This is a genomic window from Leucobacter chromiireducens subsp. solipictus (assembly GCF_016758195.1).
GTDB classification, from domain to species: domain Bacteria; phylum Actinomycetota; class Actinomycetes; order Actinomycetales; family Microbacteriaceae; genus Leucobacter; species Leucobacter solipictus.
In genome coordinates, this window is sequence record NZ_QYAC01000004.1 from 241,872 (window position 1) to 267,330 (window position 25,459).

The 25,459-nt window shown below is 70.7% G+C and carries 20 protein-coding genes and 1 pseudogene; 5 read left to right on the forward strand and 16 right to left on the reverse strand.

Annotation, left to right across the window (positions count from 1 at the left end; genetic code table 11):
- Window positions 1-189: 189 nt before the first annotated feature.
- A complete protein-coding gene (locus D3230_RS09040) occupies window positions 190-2,478 on the reverse strand; it encodes a sensor histidine kinase (protein ID WP_202344699.1) in 2,289 nt (762 codons plus the stop codon).
- 115 nt (window positions 2,479-2,593) lie between these two features.
- Between D3230_RS09040 and D3230_RS09045 the strand changes: the two genes are divergently transcribed.
- Window positions 2,594-3,397, forward strand: coding sequence for a response regulator transcription factor (locus D3230_RS09045; RefSeq protein WP_202344700.1), 804 nt, complete (start codon window positions 2,594-2,596; stop codon window positions 3,395-3,397).
- On the opposite strand, the gene D3230_RS09050 is transcribed toward D3230_RS09045, so the two are convergent.
- Window positions 3,305-4,429, reverse strand: coding sequence for a low temperature requirement protein A (locus D3230_RS09050; protein ID WP_202344867.1), 1,125 nt, complete (start codon window positions 4,427-4,429; stop codon window positions 3,305-3,307). The two genes, D3230_RS09045 and D3230_RS09050, sit on opposite strands and share 93 nt — an antisense overlap.
- 109 nt (window positions 4,430-4,538) lie before the next feature.
- A complete protein-coding gene (locus tag D3230_RS09055) occupies window positions 4,539-5,006 on the reverse strand; it encodes a DoxX family protein (RefSeq protein ID WP_202344701.1) in 468 nt (155 codons plus the stop codon).
- A 161-nt stretch (window positions 5,007-5,167) separates the two neighbouring features.
- Here D3230_RS09055 and D3230_RS09060 point away from each other — a divergent pair, with 161 nt between their 5' ends.
- The gene (locus D3230_RS09060) at window positions 5,168-5,845 is read left to right on the forward strand and encodes a response regulator (RefSeq protein WP_202344702.1); all 678 of its coding nucleotides are present in this window, start codon (window positions 5,168-5,170) and stop codon (window positions 5,843-5,845) included.
- Window positions 5,842-6,945 carry a sensor histidine kinase gene (locus tag D3230_RS09065; protein ID WP_202344703.1) on the forward strand — a complete coding sequence of 368 codons (1,104 nt, stop codon included), beginning with the start codon at window positions 5,842-5,844 and terminating at the stop codon, window positions 6,943-6,945. Before D3230_RS09060 ends, D3230_RS09065 begins: the two co-directional genes overlap by 4 nt.
- Window positions 6,946-6,981: 36 nt before the next feature.
- Here the strand turns inward: D3230_RS09065 and D3230_RS09070 are convergent, their stop codons facing one another.
- Window positions 6,982-10,539, reverse strand: a complete 3,558-nt coding sequence (locus tag D3230_RS09070; protein ID WP_202344704.1) for a proline dehydrogenase family protein — start codon at window positions 10,537-10,539, stop codon at window positions 6,982-6,984.
- A 156-nt stretch (window positions 10,540-10,695) separates the two neighbouring features.
- Here D3230_RS09070 and D3230_RS09075 point away from each other — a divergent pair, with 156 nt between their 5' ends.
- Entirely contained in the window at window positions 10,696-11,613 is a 918-nt protein-coding gene (locus D3230_RS09075) for a LysR family transcriptional regulator (RefSeq protein ID WP_202344868.1), read from the forward strand.
- A gap of 100 nt (window positions 11,614-11,713) precedes the next feature.
- Here D3230_RS09075 and D3230_RS09080 read toward each other — a convergent pair whose 3' ends face one another.
- A complete protein-coding gene (locus D3230_RS09080; protein ID WP_237467248.1) occupies window positions 11,714-12,550 on the reverse strand; it encodes a sulfite exporter TauE/SafE family protein in 837 nt (278 codons plus the stop codon).
- Window positions 12,551-12,633: 83 nt separating this feature from the next.
- Here D3230_RS09080 and D3230_RS09085 point away from each other — a divergent pair, with 83 nt between their 5' ends.
- Entirely contained in the window at window positions 12,634-13,434 is an 801-nt protein-coding gene (locus D3230_RS09085; RefSeq protein ID WP_202344705.1) for an AraC family transcriptional regulator, read from the forward strand.
- Here the strand turns inward: D3230_RS09085 and D3230_RS09090 are convergent.
- From D3230_RS09090 to nusB, 11 genes and pseudogenes are all read right to left on the reverse strand, one after another.
- Window positions 13,418-13,984, reverse strand: a complete 567-nt coding sequence (locus D3230_RS09090; protein WP_202344706.1) for an HdeD family acid-resistance protein — start codon at window positions 13,982-13,984, stop codon at window positions 13,418-13,420. The two genes, D3230_RS09085 and D3230_RS09090, sit on opposite strands and share 17 nt — an antisense overlap.
- Before the next feature lie 108 nt (window positions 13,985-14,092).
- Window positions 14,093-15,043 carry a DMT family protein gene (locus D3230_RS09095; RefSeq protein WP_202344707.1) on the reverse strand — a complete coding sequence of 317 codons (951 nt, stop codon included), beginning with the start codon at window positions 15,041-15,043 and terminating at the stop codon, window positions 14,093-14,095.
- The gene (gmk, locus tag D3230_RS09100) at window positions 15,040-15,984 is read right to left on the reverse strand and encodes a guanylate kinase (RefSeq protein WP_202344708.1); all 945 of its coding nucleotides are present in this window, start codon (window positions 15,982-15,984) and stop codon (window positions 15,040-15,042) included. The genes D3230_RS09095 and gmk overlap by 4 nt, the downstream gene beginning before the upstream one ends.
- Window positions 15,985-16,035: 51 nt before the next feature.
- A complete protein-coding gene (gene pyrF, locus D3230_RS09105; protein ID WP_202344709.1) occupies window positions 16,036-16,890 on the reverse strand; it encodes an orotidine-5'-phosphate decarboxylase in 855 nt (284 codons plus the stop codon).
- Window positions 16,890-20,195, reverse strand: coding sequence for a carbamoyl-phosphate synthase large subunit (gene carB, locus D3230_RS09110; RefSeq protein WP_202344710.1), 3,306 nt, complete (start codon window positions 20,193-20,195; stop codon window positions 16,890-16,892). The genes pyrF and carB overlap by 1 nt, the downstream gene beginning before the upstream one ends.
- A gap of 5 nt (window positions 20,196-20,200) precedes the next feature.
- A complete protein-coding gene (gene carA, locus D3230_RS09115; protein WP_202344711.1) occupies window positions 20,201-21,409 on the reverse strand; it encodes a glutamine-hydrolyzing carbamoyl-phosphate synthase small subunit in 1,209 nt (402 codons plus the stop codon).
- Complete coding sequence (locus D3230_RS09120) at window positions 21,406-21,957, reverse strand: PH-like domain-containing protein (RefSeq protein ID WP_202344712.1); 552 nt, start codon at window positions 21,955-21,957, stop codon at window positions 21,406-21,408. The genes carA and D3230_RS09120 overlap by 4 nt, the downstream gene beginning before the upstream one ends.
- Complete coding sequence (locus tag D3230_RS09125) at window positions 21,954-23,357, reverse strand: dihydroorotase (RefSeq protein ID WP_202344713.1); 1,404 nt, start codon at window positions 23,355-23,357, stop codon at window positions 21,954-21,956. Before D3230_RS09125 ends, D3230_RS09120 begins: the two co-directional genes overlap by 4 nt.
- A complete protein-coding gene (locus D3230_RS09130; protein ID WP_202344714.1) occupies window positions 23,354-24,343 on the reverse strand; it encodes an aspartate carbamoyltransferase catalytic subunit in 990 nt (329 codons plus the stop codon). Before D3230_RS09130 ends, D3230_RS09125 begins: the two co-directional genes overlap by 4 nt.
- Window positions 24,340-24,912 (reverse strand): annotated as a pseudogene (gene pyrR, locus D3230_RS09135) (bifunctional pyr operon transcriptional regulator/uracil phosphoribosyltransferase PyrR); the annotation flags it as partial. The pseudogene pyrR and the gene D3230_RS09130, both read right to left, overlap by 4 nt.
- A 129-nt stretch (window positions 24,913-25,041) precedes the next feature.
- Window positions 25,042-25,458 carry a transcription antitermination factor NusB gene (nusB, locus tag D3230_RS09140; protein ID WP_202344716.1) on the reverse strand — a complete coding sequence of 139 codons (417 nt, stop codon included), beginning with the start codon at window positions 25,456-25,458 and terminating at the stop codon, window positions 25,042-25,044.
- Between the last annotated feature and the right edge of the window lies 1 nt (window position 25,459).

Below are 25,459 nucleotides of genomic sequence, written 5' to 3' on the forward strand. Positions count from 1 at the left end.
TGCCCACCCTGTCGTTCGATCGTGATCGCCGAGTGACCGCCGCGCGGCGCACCCCCCGGACTGAGCCGATATGCACGCAGTCCGGTATGAACATAACCAGATTGAGGCGGCGAGGGAAGCCGTCCGGCAAAATGACCCACGCGTAGGGGTCACCGTCGATCCCCGACGCGGCAGCTCCCCGGGCTCCGTTCAGTCCGTGGGCAGCGCGGCACCGGCGAACACGAACTGGGCGGTGAACGGATTGCGCGAGGGGGCGGGCGGTCGATCCGGGTCCGGCACGCCGTCGTCCCTGCGGTCGTGAACCAGCGTCAACTGCACACCGTCACGAACGGGGAACAGCGATGCCGTGACGTGATCCGACGCGGACGCCGCATCGAGCACGCGCGTGATCTCGGTCGCGATGCGCTGCGCGGTGTCGTGATCGACGGCGTCCCGATCCCCGAGCCGGAGTGTGAGCGCGATGCCCTGGTCGTGTGCGCGCCGCAGCGCAGGAAACACGGCTGGCCCCAAGTGCACGAGCTCTGGCCCGATCTGAATCACGTGCCGCAGGTACCGCTCCTCGACGCTGCACGCGCGCCGCGTATCCGAGCTTCGCGCATCCCGGCGGCCGTCCGCGAGCTCACGCAGGAGCCGGAGCGCAGGCCCGAGTCCCACGGCGATCCAGCGCTGGTAGCTGCGCTGCGCGGCCCGCGCCGAGCGTGCCTCGACCCGCGCCCAGAACGACTTCCTCGCCGCGCTGGACCGTGCGATGCACAGCTGTTCCACCGCGGCCTGAAACCGGACCCACACGATGCCAAAGCCCAGACCCACGACACCGGCCACTCCCACGATCGCCTGGGCTTCACTGGTCTCGGGAAGCCCGCTGCACATGACCGCTCCCGCCACGGCACCCCAGACCCAGAACGCGAACCGGGTGGCTCGACGATCCTGCCAGGAGAGCACCAGCACCAGCGGCCCGGTGGGGGCGAGCGCCTGCCAATGGATCGGTTCGGTCGATCCGAAATCCGTGGTCACGGCGGCACACAAGAAGATCACGGTGGGTGCGAGGACCAGCACGAGTCGGCGGAAACCGTGTGGTCGTCGGGCGGGGTCTGCCTGCGCCAGGAACCAGGTCCCCACCATCACCCCGAGCATCACCAGCGTGGACGGCCGGTAGTTTGCATCGTTCGCGGCGCTCAGGACCACGCTCACCAGGGTGACCCCTCCCGCCCAGAGGAGTGCCGCACGGTGCACGAGTGCCCGGGTCGTCTCGTGTACTCGCTCCGCCGAATCCGGCGGTGTCTCTGGGCTCGCCGGTTCCGACCCGAGCGGCAGTTCGAGTCTGACACGCGTCCCAGCGCCTGGCGCGGCGCGATACTCGACTGAGAACCCCCACTCCGCGGCTCGTGCCTCCACCGAGTGGGCGAGTCCCCGGATCTCGACAGCCCTTGGCTCGTAGCCCACGCCATCGTCGTTCACGTCGACCACCAGGGTGCCCGGCGTGCGGAACACCCCGACCTGCGCGAGCTGGACGCCGGAGTGCTTCGCGGCGTTCGTGAGGATCTCCTGGACCGCGCCGCTGAACGCGCGGACCGCTCGAGGATCCTCGTGCTCGAGCAGGGCTTCCGCCTCGTCATCGGTGAGACCGACGCGCTGCACGGCGATGAAGGCGGAGGTCAGCGCGCGACGCAACGACAGGCCCGTCTCCTCCGTTGCAGCCCGCTTCCGTTGAAGTGCGCTCAGCACCTCGGCGTCCCGAGCGCACTGCGCACGCACCTGTGCGTCGTGGGCGACCCCCGCGCCGCCGTTCGCGATCGCCCCCAGTGTATTGATCGCGGTGTCGTGCAGCACGCGCGAGTCATCGGCGATCTGCGCCCCGGCGCGGCGCACGATCTCTGCGCGTTCCCGGGCACCCGCCGACGCGAATTCCGCCACGTCAACCTGTCGCGCGAGCCCGAACAGGGCTGGCAGGCCAGTGCGCAGGGCCAGAATAATCAGCGCCTGGGTCACGGGGACCGAAATCGGCAGATCGGGACCCCACTCCGGCAGGAAAGCGAGCACCGCACTGCTCACCGCTGCGGCCGACAGCATCACGAGCGGTATCACCAGCGGCCGAAACAGGATAAGGCCGAGTGCACAGCTCGCGAAGTTGATTTGCCAGCACGCGGCAAATACCAGCACCGAGCTGAGCTCTCCGCTCCACACGTAATCGAGCACCCCGAGTGCGGTCATGATCAGCGGGAGCGGCCACACGGGAACCCGTCGGAGGCGTCGGAGCGTGAGCGACTGCGCGGCAGCAGCACCCAGGGCGGCGTGGAGCAGCGCGAGTGGCCATGCGGCCCCGCCCAGCGAGACCACTGCTGCGCCGATCATGACGACCTGCCACGCTGCGATGAGGACAAGCGTCACGGTCCGCAGGGCGTCGGTCAGCGCCGTGCCAGCCCACCCCGGCGCGTCCGAACGGAGGTCACGGGTGAGTGCGGCCAGCAGAGCGTTCATTCGCACCCCGTGCCTCCCTCGCCGGACTCCCGATGTGTCGAAGATAGCAAGTCTGAGCTCTGACGTGCCGTACGATCCAAGGTGAGGGACACAGCGGGCTCGAAGGGTGGGACGGATGAACCGAAGGAACGCGCCCCGGTGCCGTGTGGCGATCGTCGAGGATCACCTGCTGCAACGCAAACGCACGGAAGAACTGCTCCATGCTGAGGGGTCGTTCGACGTGGTGTTCAGCGGCGAGTCTGCCCCGGCGTTCGCCGCGTGGGTGCGCGACGCGCCCACCGCCTCCCGGCCACACCTGTTGATTCTCGACCTCATGGTGGACCGCGGCCCGAGCGTCGACGTCGCGCTGGTGCAACAGTTGCTTGATGCCGGGCTCCGGATCCTCGTGTTTTCCGCACTGGCGTCTCCCCATGTGGTCCGTCAGATGGTGCGGGCGGGGGTGACTGGCGTTGTCGGGAAGCGAGACACCGAAGCCGAAATTCTGGCGGCCGTCACCGCCTGCGCTCAGGGCACCAGCTGGATGTCCCCCGAACTCGCCGCGGTGATCGCCGGGGATTCGGCACGGCCGCAGCTCAGCCCGCAGGAGGAGCGGGCGCTGGTGCTCTACGCCTCGGGTCTGACGCTCGATCAGCTCGGTGCCGAGATGACGATCAGCCCGGAAACCGCGAAGCAGTACCTGGACCGCGTGAAGAAGAAGTATTCGGCGAGCGGCGTCCCGATCCGAACCAAACTTGACTTCGGCCGGATCGCGTGGGCGGAGGGCTACGTGGATCCCTTCGCCGCGCCGCGCGCCGGGACGACGCCGCCGCCCGACCAGGCCGCCGCGTCACGCCCGCGCGCGCTGCGTCTCGACGACGATCACGGCCAGAACGACCGCGACCGCCGCGACGACCACCGTCGCGAGCGGCACGACGATTGAGAGGAGCACGGCCGCAGCCGCGCCCAGGAACACCACGTTCGCGGGTGCCGAGAGCCGCGTGCGCAGGAGCAACAACCACACCGCGCACATGAACAGGCCGACCGGCACCGCGAGCGCCGCGGAGGCCACCGGCGCGGCGAGGTCGGCGGCTTCCCCGGTCACGAGATCGAGTTCGACCTCAATGCCCGCGGAGACCGCACCCGCCGCCGCAAACAGGACGTAGTGGCCATACCCGAACCCGAATCCGGAGCGGGCCGTGGCCATCCGATCGCCCTGCTCGAAGCTGAAATACATCCACCACATTCCCGCAGCAATCAGCAGCCCCGTGACGGCGAGCAGGATCAGCCCGGAAAACGCGTTCCGTGCGGCCCCGGCGTCGATGATGGCGTTTGCTGAAGCCAGCAGGCTCTCGCCGAGCAGGATGAGCGTGAAGAGCCCGAAGCGCTCGGCCACGTGGTGCGGGTGCCACGGCGTCTGCTGCCGCCGCTCCGCCCAGACGGGGACGAGCATCTCGAGCGCGGCCGCGAGCCAGAAGGTCCACATCTGGGCCTCCGCGGGAAGCGCGAGCCGCGCGACCCAGCACAGCTGCACGACGGCGATCCCCGTGGCACAGCGCGTCGCCACGACCCGATGTGCGGGATCCGAAACCGCGAGGCGCACCCACTGGCCGATCATGGCGATCCGCATGATCACGTAGCCGAACGTCACGAGCGTCCAGGATCCCTCGGTCATCGCACCGGGGACCCCCGCGGCCAGGACCAGGACACCGCCCATTTGCAGGATCGTCATGCTCCGGTAGAGCCAGTCGTCGGTGTCGAAAGCCGAGGCGAACCAGGTGAAGTTCATCCACGCCCACCAGATCGCGAAGAAGATCATGGCGTACGCGAGCGTCGCCGTGGCCGCGTGCCCCGCAACGATGCCGTGGTGCAGGTTCTGTGAGGCCTGCGAGACGGCGACCACGAACACGAGGTCGAAGAAGAGCTCGAGCGGGCTTGCGACCCGGTGGGGCTCGTGTGGGCTCCGCCCGAGCATCCGGCTCACACCACAATTGAGTGTCGACGCTGCGCCCATCCGTGTCCCCTTTCAGGCCCCGTGCCCTGAGAGCATACTCCTGCACGGGCCGCCAGCGTCCCGATGCGGCCTAGCGCAGGAGCGGCGGGACCCGGCGAGCCACCGGCCCGAGCACGGTGAGCGATCCCCCGCCCAGCACGGCGAGTGCGAGCAGTGACAGCGCGAGCACGCCGGGAAGCTCCCAGCCCCCGGCATCTGCGAAGAACCCGACGTGGGCGGTGACCGAGGCCACCAGGAGTTCGAGCGCCGCGAAGAGCGCGATCGGGCGAACCAGGACGCCGAGCACCAGCGCGGCACCCCCGACAAGTTCGAGCGTGGACACGAGCGCCGCCGCGACCTCAGGGGCGGGCAGACCCAGCGAGGCGAAGAACTGGCCGACCTGGTCCACGCCCATCACCGTGAACTTCTGCAGGCCGTGGGCGAACAGGACGCCGCCGAGTGCGAGGCGCAAGAGCGCCCGTCCGACGTCTTCGGTGCCGAGGCGGCCGGTGCGGGCCGCCCTCAGGGTGTCACGGTGCGGGGCATGTGTCCGGTTCATGGTTCTCCTTCTGCGAGCACCTCACCGGGTGTCTCGCAGCTCCAGGCTGGCCGAGTCGGCGCGCCGCCCGACACCCGCCGACCGGCTGAACTGCCCCGCCGACCGGCTGAATTCTCTTGTTCACCCGTTCCCTCTCAGGCGGGCGCGCCTAGTCTGTCCCCATGAGCGAGCCGCACCACGCACCGATTCACGTTGTGATCATCGACGACGAGGCGCTCGTGCGGCAGGGCCTCACCCTGATCCTCGAGGCGGCAGACGACATCCGCGTCCTCGGTGTCGGAGACAGCGCGGCCGCGGCCGCGCTGGTCGCGACGCACCAGCCCGCGGTGGTCTTGCTCGACATTCGGATGCCGGAGCCGGACGGGCTGACGCTCCTGCGGCAGTTTCGGGGGCTGCCTGATCCGCCGCAGGTGATCATGCTGACGACGTTCGACATGGACGACGCCGTCCGGACGGCGCTGGAACTCGGTGCCGCCGGCTATCTCCTCAAGGACACGGATCCCGAGCACCTCCCCCAGTTCGTGCGCACCGCTGCGGCCGGCGGGGTCGTGCTCGCCGGATCCCCCGCCCAGCGCATGCGCGCGGCGGTTCGTGCCGGCGGGACGGACCACGCGGCCGCGGAGCTTGTCAGCGCGCTCACGGACCGTGAACGGTCCGTGCTGCGGCACCTGGCACAGGGCGATTCGAACGCGCAGATCGCCCGGGCGCTCCACCTCAGCCAGGGCACCGTGAAGGATCATGTCTCTGCGATCCTGGCGAAGCTCGGGGTCACGGGTCGTGTGCCTGCCGCCCTGATCGCCGCGCGCGCTGACCTCCTCGGCATGGAGCCGCCGCGATGAGCCCCTCCCCGCGCCTCTGCACGGCCCTGCTCCTCCTCGTCACCACCGCGGAGGCCGCGGTGACGCTCGTGGACTCGACCCCGCTCGCGAGCGCCCTCTCGTTCCTCGCCGCGGCGGGCGTACTCCTCCGCACCCGAGTGCCGGGGGTCGCCGTGGTGCTCACCCTCCCGGGCCTGCTCTTCGGCTGCGCAACCATCGCCGCCGTGGTCGCGGTGTACGCGCTTGCCAGCAGGCGCGGGGCATCGGCAGCGCTCGCGACGGCCGTCGCCGGGGTCTTTGCCGCCGGTCTGATCGGGCAGCTGACCGGGCCGTACCCACTCCATCCCGTCGCACTGGTCACGACGGCCGCAATGTTCGCGATCGCCCCCGCGGCGGTCGGGATTCTCGGGGCGACCCGGCGACGCCTGGTGCAGAGCCTCACGGAGCTCCGCGCGGTGCACGAGGAGCAGCGCGCCGAGGCGGCGGCGGCGGCCGTGCGCTCCGAACGCGAGGCGCTCGCCCGCGAAATGCACGACGTCGTGTCGCATCAGGTCAGCCTGATGGCGGTGCAGGCCGGCGCCCTCCAGGTCAGCGTGCCCGACCCGGCGGCCCGGGAGGGCGCGCGAACGATTCGCGAGCTCTGCGTCGCGACCCTTGAGGAGCTGCGCAGCATGCTGCTCGTGCTCCGCGTCGGGGAACGGGCACCTATCGTCCCGGCCCCACAGCCGTCGCTCGCGGATCTCCCCGCGCTCATCGCGGCGTCCGATCTCCCGGTCTCCGTCGATCTCGATCTGCCGGACACGCTCGCAATCCCCGCCCAGCGGGCGGTGTTCCGCACGGTGCAGGAGTCGCTGACCAATGCGCGCAAACACGCGCCAGGCAGTTCGATCACCGTCACGGCGCAGCACGCCGACGAGACGATGGAACTGCGCATTCGAAACACCCCGCCGCGGGCGGCGGCGCTCGCGCTTCCCGGCTCCGGACTCGGACTTCTCGGGCTGACCGAGCGGGCGCAGGTGCTGGGCGGAACCGTCGCCGCGGGGGCCACCCCCGAGGGCGGCTACGAGACCGTGCTCAGGCTCCCCCTCCACGGAGTCGCGGATGCGCGGATGCCCGCCTGACGCCGATCGCGGTCCCGGCGGGCGGGATCCGCGGGGTCAGAAGAGTCCGGGGTCGAGGGCGATCGGCGTCCCGAATCGGTGGGCGGTCATCGACACTGCCTGTTCCCGGAGAAACGGGAGCATCTCGACGCGGCCCGCGGAGACGACCGCGCCGTCGGAGACGGCGAGATCCGGCTTCCCCAGCGAGGCCCGGGTGATCGCCTCGCGTTCGGTGTCGCGGTCCTCGCCCGCGACGAGCCGGATCCGCGCGGCCGCGCCGGGCCCCTCGACCGCCGCCAGGCCCCGCACGCGCTCGGCCCAGCGGTCGCGATCCTCGATCGTCGCGGCGATGCCCGCCTCCGCACAGGCCCGGGCGAGCGCGGTGGGCAGCTCCTGCCCGCTGCTCACCGTCATGCGCGCCCCCGCGGCGAGGCCGGCCAGCAGCACCCGCACGGCGTGGTGCAGCGGCGCAGCGTCGGAGATGCGGACGGTCACCGGAACCGGGCGGTACCGGAACACGTTGCGCTCCACGCCGAGCTGCGACGCATCCCGCGCACGCCCGAACTCGGTGTCCCAGGCGCGCGCATCGGAGCTTGCCGCGTCGCGCAGCCAGCCGCAGGCGGCCTCGGAGATCCCGGCGTTGCTCGCCGCGTCCAGCAGGGGTGCGGCCGCGGCGCGCGGCGCGATCCGCGCCCACGCGCCGGGGGCGTCCTCCCAGCTGCCGAGCGCGTGCAAGTAGTTGGGGCCGCCCGCCTTCGCCCCGGGGCCGATCGCGGATTTCTTCCACCCGCCGAAGGGCTGCCGCCGCACGATCGCCCCGGTCGTGCCGCGGTTGACGTACAGGTTCCCCGCCTGGACGCGATCGAGCCATCGCCCGACCTCAGCCTGATCCAGCGAGTGCAGGCCGCTCGTGAGCCCGTAGTCGATGTCGTTCACGACGTCGATGGCCGCGTCCAGGGAGTCCGTCGTCATGATCCCGAGGATCGGGCCGAAGTACTCCGTCAGGTGAAACTCGCTCCCGCGGGCGACGCCCTCGCGGATCCCCGGGCTCCACAGGGTGGGGGCACCGCGCTCGTCTCGGGCGAGCGGGCTGTCGTGCGTCACCGGGCGCGGTTCGATGAGCCAGCGCTCCCCCGGGCCCAGCTCGGTCAGCCCGCGCAGGAGCTTCCTGCTCGGGGGCGCGATGACGGGACCCAGCTGCGTGTCCAGCTGCTCCGGTGTGCCGACCCGCAGCGACCGCGCCGCGTCGAGCAGTTGCGCGCGGAATCGCGTCGAGCGCGCAACTGACCCCACCAGGATCACGAGCGACGCCGCGGAGCATTTCTGCCCGGCATGACCAAACGCGGACTGGACCACGTCACGTGCCGCAAGGTCCAGGTCGGCGTGCGGCGTCACGATGATGGCGTTTTTCCCACTGGTCTCGGCGAGCAGCGGCAGCTCCGGACGGAGCGCGCGGAAGTGCGCCGCGGTATCGTACGCCCCCGTGAGGATCAGCCGGTCGATCCGATCGTCGGAGACCAAGCGGGAGCCCAATTCGCGGTCCGGGAACTGCACGAGCTGCAGGACCTCGCGTGGGACGCCCGCGTCCCACAGCGCCTGCACCATGACCGCGCCCGAGCGCGCGGCGCTCGTCGCGGGTTTGATCACCACCGCCGACCCGGCCGCGAGTGCGGCGAGGGTCCCGCCGGCGGGGATCGCCACCGGGAAGTTCCACGGCGGGATCACGGCGGTGAGCTGCACGGGACGATACCGGGCGCCGTCGACCCGCTCCAGCTGCTGGCCCAGCATGGCGTAGTAGTGGGCGAAGTCGATCGCCTCGGACACCTCGGGATCCCCCTGGTCGAGCGTCTTGCCGCACTCGGCCCCCATGACTTCGAGGTGCTCGGCCCGGCGGGCCTCCAGCAGCTCCCCCGCGCGGTGCAGAATCCGTGCCCGCCCGTCGGCCCCGAGCTCCTGCCACGACGCCGCGGCTGACCGCGCCCGGTCCAGAATCTCGTCGAGCGCGGCATCCGACGCGACGCGCGCCGCGGCAATCTGCTCGCGCCCGAGCGTCGAGGTCACCATCCGTCGCGCGATCCCGCGCGCCCACTCGTGGTTTCCGGGCAGATCCTGGTCGCTATCCGGGGTGTTCGCAAACGATCCGGTCCGGCCCGCGAGCACGCGGGCCTCGACGCGGGCCGCCAGCCCGTCGGTCACCGACCGCCGCCGGTCCTGCACCCGATTCGGTGGGGGAACCGCGAGGAGTGCGGGGTCTCCGTCCGCCGTGATCTGCGTCAGGGCGGCGAGGGAGGCCCGGAAGCGCGCCTCCTCACGCGCAAACAGTGACGCGTCGTCGGCAATCTCGAACACGGCCGACATGAAGTTCTCGGTGCTCGCCCCCTCCTCAAGCCGCCGGATCAGGTAGGCGATCGCGACATCGAACTCCGCGGGGTGCACCACGGGAACGTAACGCAGGATCGCGCCGACGTCGCGACGCACCGCCTCAGCCTGGCCCGTCGCCATGCCGAGCAGCATCTCGAACTCGACGCCGCGCTCGGCCCCGCGGGCCTGCGCAAGCACCCAGGCGAGGGCAATGTCGAACAGGTTGTGCCCCGCGACGCCGACACGAACGTTGCGCACCCGCTCGGGTGTGAGGGCGTAGTCGAGCACCGCCTTGTAGCTCGTGTCGGTCTCCTGTTTCGTGCCCCAGGTGGCGGCAGGCCAGCCGTGGATCGCCGCGTCGACGAGCTCCATGGGCAGGTTCGCGCCCTTCACCAGGCGCACCTTGATAGGGGCACCGCCCGCTGCCACCCGCGCCGCAGCCCAGTCCTGGAGCCGGATCATGGCCCCGAGCGCGTCGGGGAGGTACGCCTGCAGTACGATCCCGGCCTCGAGGTCGCGGAACTCGGGGCGCTCCAGGATCTCGGTGAAGACGCGCAGGGTGAGATCGAGGTCTTTGTACTCCTCCATGTCCAGGTTGATGAATTTGCGGGGCGTCGCCGCCGACGCTCGCGCGAAGAGCGGCACCAACTGGGTCACGATGTGGGCGACGGCTTCGTCGAAGCCCCAGTGGTTGTGCGGGGCGACCGTCGCGGACACCTTGATCGAGACGTAATCGATGTCGTCCCGCGCAAGCAGGGCGTGGGTGCCGGCGAGGCGGCGCTCGGCTTCGCGGTTTCCGAGGATCGCCTCGCCGAGGAGGTTGACGTTGAGGCGCACCCCGTCGCCGGTGATCTTTCTGATCGCCGGTCCGAGCTTCGCGTCGCTCGCGTCGACGATGAGGTGGCGCACCATGCGCCGCAGCACGCGGCGGGCGACGGGGACGACGAGCCAGGGGAACGGGCGCGCCAGGGCGCCGCCGACCCGGATGGCGGCGCGCATGGGCGCGGGGAGAAACGCGGGGGTCAGCGGCACCAGCGCGCGGAGTCGCGCCGCCGCAACGCGAACGTCCTCCGACCGCACCACGCCGTCGACGAAGCCCACGGTGAAGTCGAGCCCCCGCGGATCACGGAGCACCCCGGCGAGGAGCTCCGCGGAGGCATCGGCGGGGATCGTGGCCGCGGTGGCCGTCCACTTCCGCGCGAGCGCGACGGCGGCATCGGCGAGTTCCTGGGGTCGCGCAAGGGTGGGGGTCACGTCCGGCCTTTCTCGGTGCCACCGGCTTCCGCGCCGGTGGGGATACCTGCCAGTGTTCCGCGCCCGTATGATGAAGTACAGCGCGCGCTATTGACCGATACCGTTCAGATTCTCTACACGATCACCCGAGCCGCGCACCGGGAAGGAGCCCGCGCCGTGCTGGACATGAAACGCCTCAGGCTCCTCCGCGAACTCCAGGCTCGCGGCACGATCCGCGCCGTCGCCGAGGCGCTGAACTACAGCCCGTCCGCGGTCTCCCAGCAGTTGAGCCTGCTCGAGGCGGAAAGCGATACCCAACTCCTCCGCAAGGTCGGCCGCAACGTGGTCCTCACCGCCGCGGGCGACGTCCTCGCGAACGAGGCCGAAGGGCTGCTCGCCGGCCTCGAACGGGCCGAGGCCGCCCTGCACCGCGCGCGCGACGAGGTCCGGGGGACGGTGCGCATCGCGGCGTTCCAGTCGGCGTTCCTCGCCCTCATCCCCGCCGCCCTGCAGATCCTGCGCGCACGCGCGCCGAAGCTGCGCCTCGAGGTCCTTCACTGGGAGCCGGGTGAGGCGCTCCAGGAGACGGCGGCCCGCGGCTTCGACCTCGTGATCGCCGAGGAATACCCCGGCCACTCGCGCGCGTTTCTCGCGGGACTCGATCGCGTACCGCTCGTGCACGATCCGATCCTGCTCGCGCTCCCGCCGCACGGCGCGGGCGACCCGCGCTTCGACGCCACCCAGGAGCTCGGCGAGCTGGCGGGACTCCCCTGGGTGCTCGAGCCGGCCGGCACGGCGACCCGATCGTGGGCCGAGCAGCTCTGCCGCGCCGCGGGATTCGAGCCCGATGTGCGCTTCGAAACCTCCGACCTGCAGGCGCACCACCGCCTCATCGCCACGGGCAACGCCGCGGGCGTGCTCCCCGGGCTCGCCCACGTGAGCGGGGCAGTGCGCCTCGTGCCACTCCCCGGGAACCCGCGGCGCACCGTCTTCAGCGCCGCACGCGCCGCGCAGCAGGGGCACCCCGCGCTTGCGGCCGTGCGCACCGCGCTCGCCGAAGCCGCCGCCGCGCACCGCGAACCCGCAGGAGATTGACGAACCCGCAGGTGACTGACGAACCCGCAGGAGATTCACGATCGCGCAGGAGCGCCGACCCCCGATCGGGGACCTCGCGCGAGAATCTCCGTGCTGATCGTCACCCGGACGCCCCGCTGAGCATCGCCGCCGCGGCCACCACGAGGAGGCCGGGATAGGCGATCGCATGGATCCGGTCGGGAATCCGCGGCGGGTGCCGTCGCACCCAGACGATCACGGGGAGGGCACCGAGCAGGAGCGCGCCCGCGGCCGCGGGATCGACCGCGCCCCAGGTGTGCGCGGCGCTGAGCGCGGCCCCGGATCCGAGCGTGAGGAACACGAGCAAGGCCGGCGCGCTGATCACGAGGGTCAACGGGTTCGCGAGTGCCGCCGCGACCGCCATCGGCGCCCCCGCACGCCGCAGCAGCGGCACCGTCATCACGCTGCCCCCGACGCCGAGCGCCGCCGCAAGCGCGCCGATCGGGAACCCGGCCGCACCCGGAATCCCCAGGCGGCCGCGCGGCGACGACGCCGGCGCGGCGGCCGGCGCGCTGGGCCGCAGAAAACCCGGGCGCACGAGCACGTCCGCGAGGGTCAGCGCCAGGTAGGCCACGAACCCCCACCGCACGGCCTGGCCCGGCACCCACATGCCGAGCAGCGCGCCGGCCATGCCGCCCAGCGCCAAGAGCGGGAGCAACCACCCGGTGCCCCGGATCCTGCGGAGGGTGGCGCGCGGCGTGGCGGCCGTCGCGACCGCGGCGTTCGCGAGCATCACCGCGGCGGAGGTCCCGATCGCCACGGTGATCGCCGCGGGGCCGAGGCCGCGATCGACCCAGGTCATGACGGGGACCGCCACGAAGCCGCCCCCGAAACCGAACAGCACGGTCGTGAGCCCGCTCAGCGCGCCGATCAGGACGAGCATTCCACACACGGCTGGCCACCCCGAGAAATCAATCATGCACCCAGTTCAGCAGGACTCGCGGTGTCTGACATTCGATTGTTCGCAGAGTTTCTTCGAGAATTGGACACTAGCCTGGACCCATGATCGAGCCGCCCGCCTTTCGCCCGCACACGGTGCTGGCCGAGCGCGACCGCCTGCCGCGCGCCGTGCTCGCCATCGCCACGAGCTACCCACCGAGCTACACCCTGGACTGGCACGAGCACCGGCGGGCGCAACTGCTCTACGGCGCCACCGGAACGATGATCGTGGAAACCGCGGCGGGCCGCTGGACCGTCCCCTCAGAGCGCGCGGTCGTGATCCCGCCCGGCGTGTCCCACCGGGTCCAGTTCCTCGGCGTCCGGACGCACAGCCTGTATCTCGAACCCGCGGCGGTGCCCTGGTGGCCCGAGTCGTGCGCCGTCGTCGACGTGTCGCCCCTGCTCCGCGAACTGCTCGGCGCGGCCGTGCACATGGCACCGGAGTACGCGGCGGGCGGCCGGGACGCGGCCCTCGCCGCGCTGCTCCTCCACGAACTCGCGGCCCTGAGCACGCTCCCCTTTCACGTGGAGCTCCCCCGCGACCCCGCGCTTGCGGCGCTGTGTCGCGCCTACCTCGCGACCCCTGATGCGCGGGTGAGTAACGCTGACTGGGCCCGCGCCAGCGCGCGCAGCGAGCGGGCGCTGAGTCGCAGCTTCAGCGCCGACACCGGGCACAGCCCGGCGGCGTGGCGGCTGCGCGCCCGGCTGCTGTCCGCGCTTCCCCGACTGCGGGAGGCGAACGTGACGACGGTCGCGCACGAGCTCGGCTATGCCACTCCCGCCGCGTTCACGGCGGCGTTCAGCCGTGAATTCGGGAGTCCCCCGTCGGCGTATGCCGGACGGAGCCTCAGTCCTCGACGATGATCGTGGTGCGATCGATCCGCGTCTTGCGCATCCCGATCGCGCCCCAGATCAGCGAGCCTCCGAAGGCGAGCATGGCGAGGCCCGCGCAGAACGCGACGATGCCGAGCGCCGTTGCCGGCCAGATCAGCGCAAAAATGCCGCCGAGGATGGCGAGCACTCCCGGGACGAGCAGCCAGCCACTCCGCGGCCCGCCGGCGCGCGCGCCGAGCGCGATCCACACCACGCCGGTCACGAGCATGGTGGCCCCGACGACCACAACGAGCGCCTGCACGGTGAACTCCGCAAACACGATCGCGAGCAGCCCGGCGAGCAGGAAGAGCGCGCCGACCACCCGCGCGGCACCGGCAGGGCCCTGCCGCACGAGCATCGCCAGCCCGTTTGCCATGAGCGCGATCCCGAACAGCACCGCCAGGATATTGCTCGCCGTCACGAACGGCCAGACCACCAGGCCAATCCCGGCAAGCAGCACCACGATGCCCACGGCCAGCACGGCGCCCCAGGGCGCGCGGCGCGGCTCCGCGGTAATGATCCGGATCTCGGGCTCGTTCATGGCCACTCCTTCGCGTCTGCGTGACTGCCAGTATCCCACGCTCGGGGCATCCAGGGCCGCCGGATCGGGATGATCAGCGGCGCGCGGCACACCGGATCCGGCCCCCACTCACTCGGGCGGGGCGAGCGTCTCGTCAAGAGGCACCGGTGCGTCCTGCTCGGCACCGCCCGCCTGGGGGTGGAACCTGGCGAGCCCCACCACCCCGATCACCGCGATCACGCCGGACAGCACGTAGGCGACCACGGCCCACGCCGGGGCCCCTGCCGCCTCGTGCAGGACCACGATCCCGATCAGGACGGCCACGATCGGATCGATCACGGTGAGTCCTGCAACCACGAGATCCGGTGGGCCCGAGGAGTATGCGTTCTGCACAAACACCATCCCGAGGAGCGCGCCCACGAGCAGCGCCGCGACGCACGCCCACGTCAGCCACTCAAACTCGCCCTGCTGCAGGCGCCCGATCACGGCCTTCGCGAACGTCGCGACGAAGCCGTACAGCACACCTGCGCCCACGATATACATCAGCGCGTAGCCTCGATGTCGGAACGCGATAAACAGCACGAACGCCAGCACGAGCACGACCCCGTACGTCACCAGGATCGTCGTGAGTTTCGCGTCCGTCACGAGTTGATCGCGCGCCGTGAACGCCGCGATCGTCACGAACGCGACGATCCCGAGCACCGCGAGCCCGAGCGAGGCGCGCACCCGTTTCCCGAGGTGCACCCCGCTCATGCGCGAGTTCAGGATCGAGGTGATGATCAGACCCGCTACCCCGATGGGTTGCACGATGATGAGCGGCGACAACGCCAGCGAGCCGATCTGAAACAGCACCGCAAGGCCCAGGAGCACCGTGCCCACCACCCATGAGGGGCGGGTCAGGAGGCTCCGGACGTGGGCCCAGGAGAGGCCGGATCCGGCGCTCTCCCCCACGATGCGCTCCACCTTGTTCAGGCCGCGGGACTGGTACTGCGCGCCGAAGGCGAGCAGACCAGCACCGACGAGCGCGAGTGGAATACCCAGGAACTGTTTCGGATCGAGCTCGCCGACGTGTTCGATCATGCCCGCGGGGATTCCCCGGACGGCGCGGACACTCCGCCGCGCATGATCTCCACCAGCCGGGCGGCCGCGAGCGGGACCTCGTCGTTCACGATGACCTCGTCGAACTCCTCGGCGGCCGCCAGCTCCACCTTCGCGGTTTCGAGCCGTCGCGCCCGCTCCTCGGAGTCCTCCGTGCCGCGACCCACGAGCCGGTTAACGAGTTCCTCCCAGCTCGGCGGCGCGAGGAACACCAGGCACGCCTCGGGCATGCTGGCGCGCACCTGGCGTGCGCCCTGCAGATCGATCTCGAGCAACATCAGCTCGCCCGCCTCCGCCGCGGCGAGCACGGGCCCGCGCGGGGTGCCATAGCGATACTTATTGTGAACGGTCGCCCACTCGAGGAGCTCGCCAGCGGCGAGCATCCGGTCGAAACCCTCGTCGGTGACGAAGAAGTAGTGCTCGCCCTCGACCTCGCCGGGGCGCGGCGCACGCGTGGTCGCCGAGACGGACAGTCGCACCTCAGGATAGTGCTCGCGAATGTACGCCGCGACCGTGCCCTTGCCCACTGCCGTCGGGCCGGCGAGCACCGTCAGGGGCGGTCGCCCCGAACGTTCTGTCGCTCCCGTGCGTTCGCGCACAAAACGCTCGAGACGCTCGCGCTGCAGCACGCCCAAACCGCCGAGCCGCTTGCGCTCGGAAATGTCGAGCTGCTCGCGAACACGTTCCGCCTTCACCACACCAATCGCGGGGAAGGAGAGGAGGAAGTCGGTGATCCGGAGCGTTGCCGCGGGACTTCCCGCCTCATCGGCTTGCTCGAGCACGCGCAGCGGCGACACTTCACCGCTGCGCAAGCGTCGCTTCAGTTCCGCGCGCGCCTGACGCGCGGCAATCGCTGCCCGGTTCGCGGCCACACGATCGACCGTGGGCATGTCACGAGCCGCACGATTCTCTGGACTACTCATCTGGTCTCCACTCGTCAATTTTCCCACCAGTGTGCCCCTCCTCCCAGGGTGTCACACCGTGAGCGCCGTCGCCACGGCGTCGGCCCGATCGCGCACCCGCGCGGCAAGTCCCTGTGCGCCGCCACTGAGCACGCTACGGGATTCATTGGCGAGCAGTGCCCACCCGAGCCCCCCGAAGATCTCCCCCGCGTCTTCGATCCGGGCCCCCTGGGCCCCGAAGCCCGGGGCGAGCACCGGCAGCGCCGGGCGCGCGGGCGGTGCGGTGACGTCGATCCCGAAATCGGACAGCTGCAGCGTCGCGCCGAGCACCACGCCGACGGAATTCACGTGGTCGTCCTCCGGGTTCCCGGCGGAAAGCGCGTCGGCGACCATCGCTTGCGCGACCGTGCGGCCGTCCGCGCGGACGGCCTGCTGCACCTCGCGGGCCTCCGGGTTCGAGGTGGCGGCGAGGACAAACAGACCCTTGCCGTGATCCCGGACGTAGCCCGCCGCCCCATCCAGGCTCCCGAAGCCCTGGTAGGCCGTCACCGTCATGGCGTCGGCCTCCAGGGGCGAGCCGGGCCGCAGCCAGGCGTCCGCGTACGCCGCAAAGCTGGAGCCGATGTCGCCGCGCTTCACATCCGCAACGACCATCACCCCGGCCGCGCGCGCATCCGCGAAGATGCGCTCCAACGCCACGAAGCCCGCCGAGCCGAAGCGCTCGAAGAACGCGATCTGCGGCTTCACGCACGCGGCGACGCCGGCGGCGGCCGCGACAACCTCGCGGCCCATCCGCTCGGCCCCGGCCGCATCGTCGGCGAGCCCCCACTCGGCGAGCAGCGGCGCGTGGGGGTCGATGCCCACGCACAGGTGCCGCTTCGCGGCGAGCTCCGAGGCGAGCCGGGTGCCGAACGGAATCGCGCTCATCAGGCCGTCGCCTCCGCAGCCGCGGCGCGCGCAGCAACGCGGTCCGCCTCGTACTCCTGGAGCGACTTCACGTCGAACCCGAGCTTCTGCGCCGAGATCGCGCCCACGGCCGCGGAGAGCTCCGACACCGTGGTGAAGATCGGCTTATCCGCGGCAACCGCCGCGGCCCGGATCTCGTAGCCGTCGGCGCGCGCGGAGCTGCCCGAGGGGGTGTTCACGATCATGTCGATCTCACCGCGGTTGATCAGGTCGACGATCGTGTCGCCCTCGGCCTGGAGCGAGTGCTTGCGCACCACCTCGGACTCGATGCCGTTGCGTCCGAGCACCACCTGGGTGCCCTGGGTCGCCAACAGGCGGTAGCCCAGCTCCTGCAGCCGCAGCGCGGGGAGCACCACGGAGCGCTTGTCACGATCCGCCACCGACAGGAAGACCGTTCCCGCGACGGGCAGTTCGCTGCCCGCGGCGGACTGGCTCTTCGCGAACGCCGTCGGGAAATCACGGTCCATGCCCATGACCTCACCCGTGGAGCGCATCTCCGGGCCGAGCAGCGAGTCCACGACCAGCCCCTCGTGCGTGCGGAACCGCTTGAACGGCAGCACGGCTTCCTTCACCGCGATCGGCGCGTCGATCGGTGCGCGCGAGCCGTCCCGCTCGGGCAGCAGCCCGGCCGCGATCAGCTCGGCGATGCTCTCCCCCGCCATGACGCGGGACGCGGCCTTGGCGAGCGGGATACCGAGCGCCTTCGAGACGAAGGGCACGGTGCGCGACGCGCGCGGGTTCGCCTCGAGCACGTAGAGCACGCCCTGGCCGATCGCGAACTGCACGTTCAGCAGGCCACGCACGCCGAGACCCGCGGCGATGCCCAGCGTCGCCTCGCGGACGGCGCTGATCTGATCGTGCCCGAGGGTGATCGGGGGCAGCGTGCAGCTCGAATCCCCCGAGTGCACCCCGGCCTCCTCGATGTGCTCCATCACGCCGCCGACGTAGAGCTGTTCGCCGTCGTAGAGGGCGTCCACATCGATCTCGATCGCGTCATCGAGGAAGCGATCCACGAGCAGCGGGTGGCCGGGGCCGACGAGGGCGTGGCCGGCGATGCGCTCGAAGTAGCCGTGCAGCGACTCCGTGTCGTACACGATCTCCATGCCGCGTCCGCCGAGCACGAACGAGGGGCGCACGAGCACGGGGTAGCCGATCTCCTCGGCGATCCGGATCGCGCCGTCCTTGTCGATCGCGGTGCCGTTGCGCGGGGCCACGAGGCCGGCGCGCTCGAGGATCCCGGCGAACGCGCCTCGCTCCTCCGCGAGATCGATCGCCTCCGGCGTGGTGCCGAGGATCGGGATGCCCGCGTCCTTCAGCGGCTGCGCGAGGCCGAGCGCCGTCTGCCCGCCGAGCTGCACGACCACGCCGACGAGGGTGCCCGAGGCCTGCTCCGCGTGGATCACCTCGAGCACGTCCTCGAGCGTCAGCGGCTCGAAGTAGAGCCGGTCCGAGGTGTCGTAGTCCGTCGAGACGGTCTCCGGGTTGCAGTTGATCATGATCGTCTCGTAGCCGGCCTCCGAGAGGGCGAAGGAGGCGTGCACGCAGGAGTAGTCGAACTCGACGCCCTGTCCGATCCGGTTCGGGCCGGAGCCCAGGATGACGACCTTCTTGCGCTCCGACGGGGTGACCTCGGTCTCCTCGTCGTAGGAGGAGTAGTGGTACGGGGTCAGCGCGGGGAACTCGCCGGCGCAGGTGTCCACGGTCTTGAACACGGGACGGAGGCCCAGGCCGTGGCGCAGGCCGCGGATCTCCGACTCGGACAGGCCACGGATCGCGGCGATCTGCGCGTCCGAGAAGCCGTGATCCTTCGCCTCGCGCAGCACGTCGATGGTGAGCTGCGGGGCCGCAGCGACGCGCGCGGCGACCTCGTTGATGAGCACGATCTGGTCGAGGAACCAGGGGTCGATCGCGGTGGACGCGAAGACCTGCTCGATCGAGGCACCGAGGCGCAGCGCCTGCTGCACGTCGACGATGCGCCCGTCGGTCGGGCGCGTGATCGTCTCGAGGATCTCGGCGACCGAGCGGGTCTCCTCGCCCCAGTGGAACGAGGTGTCCCGCTTCTCGAGCGAACGCAGCGACTTCTGCAGTGCGGTGGTGAAGTTCCGGCCGATCGCCATCGCCTCGCCCACCGACTTCATCGTGGTCGTGAGCGTGTCATCGGCGGCCGGGAACTTCTCGAACGCGAACCGCGGGGTCTTCACCACGATGTAGTCGATCGCGGGCTCGAAGGAGGCCGGCGTCTTCATCGTGATGTCGTTCGGGATCTCATCGAGCGTGTAGCCGATCGCAAGCTTCGCCGCGATCTTCGCGATCGGGAAGCCCGTCGCCTTCGAGGCGAGCGCCGAGGAGCGGGACACGCGCGGGTTCATCTCGATCACGATGACGCGCCCGTCGACCGGGTCGATCGCGAACTGGATGTTGCAGCCACCCGTGTCCACGCCCACGCGGCGGATGATGTCGATCGAGATGTCGCGCAGGTTCTGGTACTCGCGGTCGGTGAGCGTCAGCGCCGGTGCCACGGTGATCGAATCGCCCGTGTGCACGCCCACGGCGTCGACGTTCTCGATCGAGCACACGACCACCGCGTTGTCCTTGGTGTCGCGCATGAGCTCGAGCTCGTACTCCTTCCAGCCGAGGATCGACTCCTCCAGGAGGACCTCGGTGGTGGGGCTGTAGTGCAGGCCGTCGGTGACGATCCGGACCAGCTCTTCCTCCGTGTAGGCGAAGCCGGAGCCCAGGCCGCCCATCGTGTACGAGGGGCGCACGACGAGGGGGTAGCCGAGATCCTGCGCGTACTCCTTGGCCTGCTCGACCGTGGTCGCGATGTAGGACTTCGCGACGCCCGCGCCCGCGGCGATCGCGATGTCCTTGAAGAGCTGGCGATCCTCGCCCTTCTGGATCGCGTCGACCTTCGCGCCGATGAGCTCGACGTTGTACTTCTCGAGGATCCCCTGCTCGTGGAGCGCCATCGCGGCGTTGAGCGCCGTCTGGCCGCCGAGCGTCGGCAGGATCGCGTCGGGCTGCTCCTTCGCGATGATCGTCTCGATGACCTCGGGGGTGATCGGTTCCACGTAGGTGGCGTCGGCGAAGTCCGGGTCCGTCATGATCGTGGCCGGGTTCGAGTTGATCAGGATGACGCGCACGCCCTCCTCGCGGAGCACGCGGCACGCCTGCGTTCCGGAGTAGTCGAACTCACACGCCTGACCGATGACGATCGGGCCGGAGCCGATGACGAGGACGGAATTGATGTCTGAACGCTTGGGCATACTTCTTAGGCTCCCTGAGTGGTGGTGTCGGCGGCTGCGGCGCGGTCGTGGACCAGGGCGCGGAAGCGGTCGAACAGGTAGAAGGCGTCGTGCGGGCCGGCGGCGGCCTCAGGGTGGTACTGCACCGAGAACGCGGGGATGTCGAGGCATTCGAGCCCCTCGACCACCTGATCGTTCAGGCTGACGTGGCTCACCTGCACGCGGCCGAAGCCCGCGGGTGAGTCCACCTCACCCTCGATCGGCACATCCACGGCGAAGCCGTGGTTCTGAGCGGTGATCTCCACGCGACCGGTGCGCTTGTCCATGACCGGCTGGTTGATCCCGCGGTGACCGAAGGGCAGCTTGTACGTCTCGAAGCCGAGCGCGCGGCCGAGCAGCTGGTTGCCGAAGCAGATCCCGAAGTACGGGATGCCGTCGCGCAGCAGCTCGCGCAGCAGCTCCACGTGGCCGTCGCTCGCCGCGGGGTCGCCCGGGCCGTTCGAGTAGAACAGGGCGTCCGGCGCGAGTTCGCGGATCTCCGCCAGCGTGGTGCTCGCCGGGAGCACGGTCACGTCGAAGCCGTGGTCGGCGAGGTAGCCCACCGTGGCACGCTTGATCCCGAGATCCAGCACCGCGATCGACCCGACGCGCTCAACGCCCGCGGTCACGGGAACGTCGTAGCGCTCGGGGGTCGTGACCTCTTCGGAGAGGTTCTTCCCGGCCATGCCGCCCTGCTCGCGCACGAGCGCCAGCTGCTCGTCGTCGGAGAGCGCGAAATCGGCACCCGAGAACACGCCGGCGCGCATCGCGCCCGCGGAGCGGATCTTCCGCGTCACCGCGCGCGTGTCAACGCCCGAGATGCCGACGACGCCATCGTTCACGAGGTCCTCGTCGAGCGAGCGCTCCGCGCGGAAGTTCGAGATGCGACGTGCGGGGTCGCGGACCACAAAGCCCGAGACCCAGATCTTGCGCGATTCCATGTCCGTGTCGTTGACGCCCGTGTTGCCGATGTGCGGCGCGGTCATCAGAACGATCTGGCCCGCGTAGGACGGGTCAGTCAGCGTCTCCTGATAGCCCGTCATGCCGGTCGAGAACACGACCTCGCCGAGCGTGCGGCCCGTCGCCCCGTAGGCGCGGCCCGAGTATCGCGTGCCGTCCTCAAGTACGAGCACCGCGGCGCCCTCGGCCGCCGCGGATGCGGGCGGTACCGTCACTTCGGTCGTATTCGTGGTCACGCGTCCTCCTGGGTCGTGGTCTGAGTGGGTGTGTGCGCGGCGCTCGGAGCGAGCACCGCGGAAACTGCGTCCGCGAAGCGCTGCTGCTCCGCGGGATCCGTGAATCGGAAACTGGATTCGACCGGTTGCGGGGCGCGATCGCCCGCACCGGAAAGCTGCCATTGCAGCAGCGAGAGGCCGTCACGCTCGACCGCTTTCCCGACGCGACCCGAGGCCGTCCCGGTGCCGCGCAGCTGCGCGCGCGGGATCAGCACGGCGGCTTCGCCCGTGACCGCGATCGAGACCCCGTCGCGGCGGACCGTCACCTCGGCGAACCCCTTGTAGCGCAGCCCCGGCACGGCGACCCGCTCGAGGGGTGCCCCCTCCGGGGTCGTCGAGACGTAGCTGGCGCGCGGGAAGTTCGCGAGCACCTCGCCGGAGAGCGGTGCGGTGGACGGTGCGGCGGCGCTCGCGCCCCGTCGCGTCCGCCCGCGCCACGCGATCCACATGCCGGCGAACGCCAGCACGGCGATCGCGGACATCATGATGATGAAACTGGTGCGGCTCATGCGGCGACCTCCGTGGCGGTGTCCTGCCGGGCCCCGGCAGTGAGGGCGGCGGCGGCCACCGTCGCGGTGTCAACGAGCTCCCCCGCGTCCACAGTGAGATAGCCGCGGCGCATCGTGAAGGCGATCTTGCCGGGAAGTTCCATGCCCAGATAGGGCGAGTTCACGCTCAGCCCCTGCAATCGGTCGAGATCGAAGGTGCTCGTGCCGCTCGGATCGACGAGCACGAGATCCGCGGGCTGCCCCGGCTCGAGTGCGCTCGGGTGGCCGGCCAGGCCGCCGATCTGGGCCGGGCGCTGCGAGAGCAGCGTCTCGAGCTCCGCCCAGCTGGTGTGCCCCGCGGCGACAAGGGTCGCGAGTGCGATCGGGAGGGCCGATTCGAGGCCGACCATGCCGAACGCCGCGGCGTCCCACTCGCATTCCTTGGCCTCGATCGGGTGCGGCGCGTGGTCGGTGGCGATGATGTCGATCACGCCGTCGGCGACGGCCTGGCGCAGCGCGAGCACGTCCGCCTCGCGGCGCAGCGGGGGGTTCACCTTGTAGCGCGCGTCGTAGCTCCGCACCAGTTCCTCGGTGAGGATCAGGTGGTGCGGGGTGACCTCGGCGGTGACCTGCACGCCGCGGGCCTTCGCCCACCGCACCACCTCGACGGAGCCCGCGGTCGACAGGTGGCAGATGTGCAGTCGGGCACCCGTGTGCTCGGCGAGGAGCACGTCGCGGGCGATGATCGACTCCTCGGCGACCGCGGGCCAGCCCTTCAGGCCGAGCTCGCTCGAGAGCGCGCCCTCGTTCATCTGCGCGCCCTCCGTGAGGCGCGGATCCTGCGCGTGCTGCGCGATCACGCCTCCGAAGGTGGTCACATACTCGAGCGCGCGGCGCATCAGCATCGGATCGTGCACGCACTTGCCGTCGTCCGAGAACACGCGGACCTGCGCGCGGGACTGCGCCATTGCCCCGATCTCGCTGAGCTTCTCTCCCGCGAGATCCTCGGTGACCGCGCCGATCGGGCGCACCGTGGCATAGCCCGCGGCGTCGCCGAGCGCTTGCACCTGCTCGACCACGCCCGCCGTGTCCTGCACCGGCAGCGTGTTCGCCATCGCGAACACGCTCGTGAAGCCGCCGGCCGCGGCCGCGCGAGTCCCCGTCAGGACCGTCTCGGACTGCTCGAACCCGGGCTCGCGCAGGTGCGTGTGGAGGTCGACCAGGCCGGTCAGGGCGACGAGCCCATCCGCCTCGATCACGCGCTCGCCGTCCGCCGCCGCGAGCCCGCTGCCGCGCTCCACGATCATGCCGTCGGCGATACGCAGGTCCACCGGCGCCGCGGTCGCGAGCTCGGCCCCGCGCTCGGTGAGGGAGGCGGCGAGGCGCGCCCCGCGGATCAGAAAGCCGGGCTGTGCGGTCATACGAGTTCTCCTTCACGGAATTCGGGGGAAACGGGGTCTGCGGCACGCTCACCCGAGAGCAGCAGATAGAGCGCGGCCATGCGCACGGACACGCCGTTGGTGACCTGCTCCAGCACGGTCGAGCGGAGCGAGTCCGCGGCGCGGGAGGAGATCTCCAGGCCGCGGTTCATCGGGCCGGGGTGCATCACGATCGCGCGCTCGGTGAGCCGCTCCAGGCGAGCGTCGTCGAGGCCCCAGTTGCGGGCGTACTCGCGCTCGTTCGGGAAGAAGGCCGCGTGCATGCGCTCGGTCTGGATCCGGAGCAGCATCACGACGTCGGGGCGCTCCACGCGAAGCGCCTCATCGAGGGAGTAGTGATGAGCCACGGGCCAGTCGCGGGTCCCGTAGGGCAGCAGCGTTTCGGGGGCCACGAATGCGACGTGCGCGCCGAGCGCGTTCAGTAACCACAGATTGGAGCGCGCCACGCGGGAGTGGGCGATGTCGCCCACGATCACGACGGAGATCCCGTCGAGGTCGCGGCCCCGGCTGTCCGCGCCGAACAGGCGGCGACGCATGGTGAAGGCGTCGAGCAGCGCCTGCGTCGGGTGCTCGTGGGTGCCGTCGCCCGCATTCAGCACGCCGGCGTCGATCCAGCCGCTGGACGCGAGCCGGGCCGGCGCGCCGGACGCCGGGTGCCGGATCACGACGCCGTCGGCACCGATCGCCTGGAGCGTTTGGGCGGTGTCCTTCAGCGACTCGCCCTTCGAGACCGAAGAGCCCTTCGCGGTGAAGTTGATCACGTCGGCCGAGAGCCGCTTCGCCGCGGCCTCGAAGGAGATCCGGGTGCGCGTCGAATCCTCGAAGAACAGGTTCACCACGGTCTTCCCGCGAAGCGTGGGCAGCTTCTTCACCTCGCGCTGCTGCGTCGCCGCCATGTCCTCGGCGGTGTCGAGGATCAGGATCGCGTCCTCACGGCTCAGCGTCCGAGTGTCGAGCAGGTGCCTCATGCGCGGGCCCCGTCCGCCGCGTTGTCCGCGTCGCCCGAGGAGATGGTGACCTCGTCGATGCCGTCGTGCTCGGACAGCCGCACGGAAATCCGCTCGTGCTTGGCGCTCGGCAGGTTCTTGCCGATGTAGTCGGCCCGGATCGGGAGCTCCCGGTGGCCCCGGTCGATGAGCGCGGCCAGCCGCACCGCCTTCGGGCGGCCGTGGTCGTTCAGCGCGTCGAGCGCCGCGCGCACCGTGCGCCCGGAGAACAAGACGTCGTCGACCAGCACCACGGTGCAGCCGTCGATGCCAGACACCGGCATCGAGGTCGGGTGCGGGGTGCGGGTCGGGTTCTGCGCGAGGTCGTCACGGTACATGGTGACGTCGAGGCTGGCGCTCGGAACGGCGCGGCCCTCGATGCGGGAGATGGTCTCCGCAATGCGCGCAGCGAGAAAGGTGCCGCGCGTGGGGATGCCCACCAGCACGAGACCGTCAACGCCCTTGTTCGCCTCAATAATTTCGTGCGAGATTCGAGTCAGCGCCCGCGAGATCTCAGCGCTTTCCAGCACTACACGCGTACCCATATTCGAGCCCCCCTTCTCCGCCTCACGGGACGGGAGTTAAAGAAAAGCTGTTCCTCCCCAGCATAGCGGATGCGAGACCGGCCCCGCGCACGTGTCGGAACGTGCACGGGGCCGGTCTCACACCGCGGCGCGGGATCAGTCCCGGGCGTGGTCCGCGACGCGGCCCAGCACTCCGTTGACGAAGCGACCGGAATCGTCCGTCGAGTATTCCTTCGCGAGTTCCACGGCCTCGTCGATCGCGACGGGCGTGGGCACCTCGGCATTGAACAGGATCTCCCACGAGGCCAGGCGCAGGAGCGCGCGGTCCAGGTGCGGCATCCGCTCCAGGGTCCAGCCCTGCGCGTAGCTCGTGATCAGCTCGTCGATCTCATCGCGGTGATCGCTCACGCCGTCGACGATCTCGCGGGCGTACAACCAGGAGGCGGCCCGGTCGGGCTCGCTCGCGGCGCGCTTCGACTCGGCCTTCACGATCGCCGCGATCGATTCGCCGCGGAGATCGGCCTGGTACAGCATGTCCAGGGCGCGCTTGCGCGCCTTCGTACGTGCCGACAAG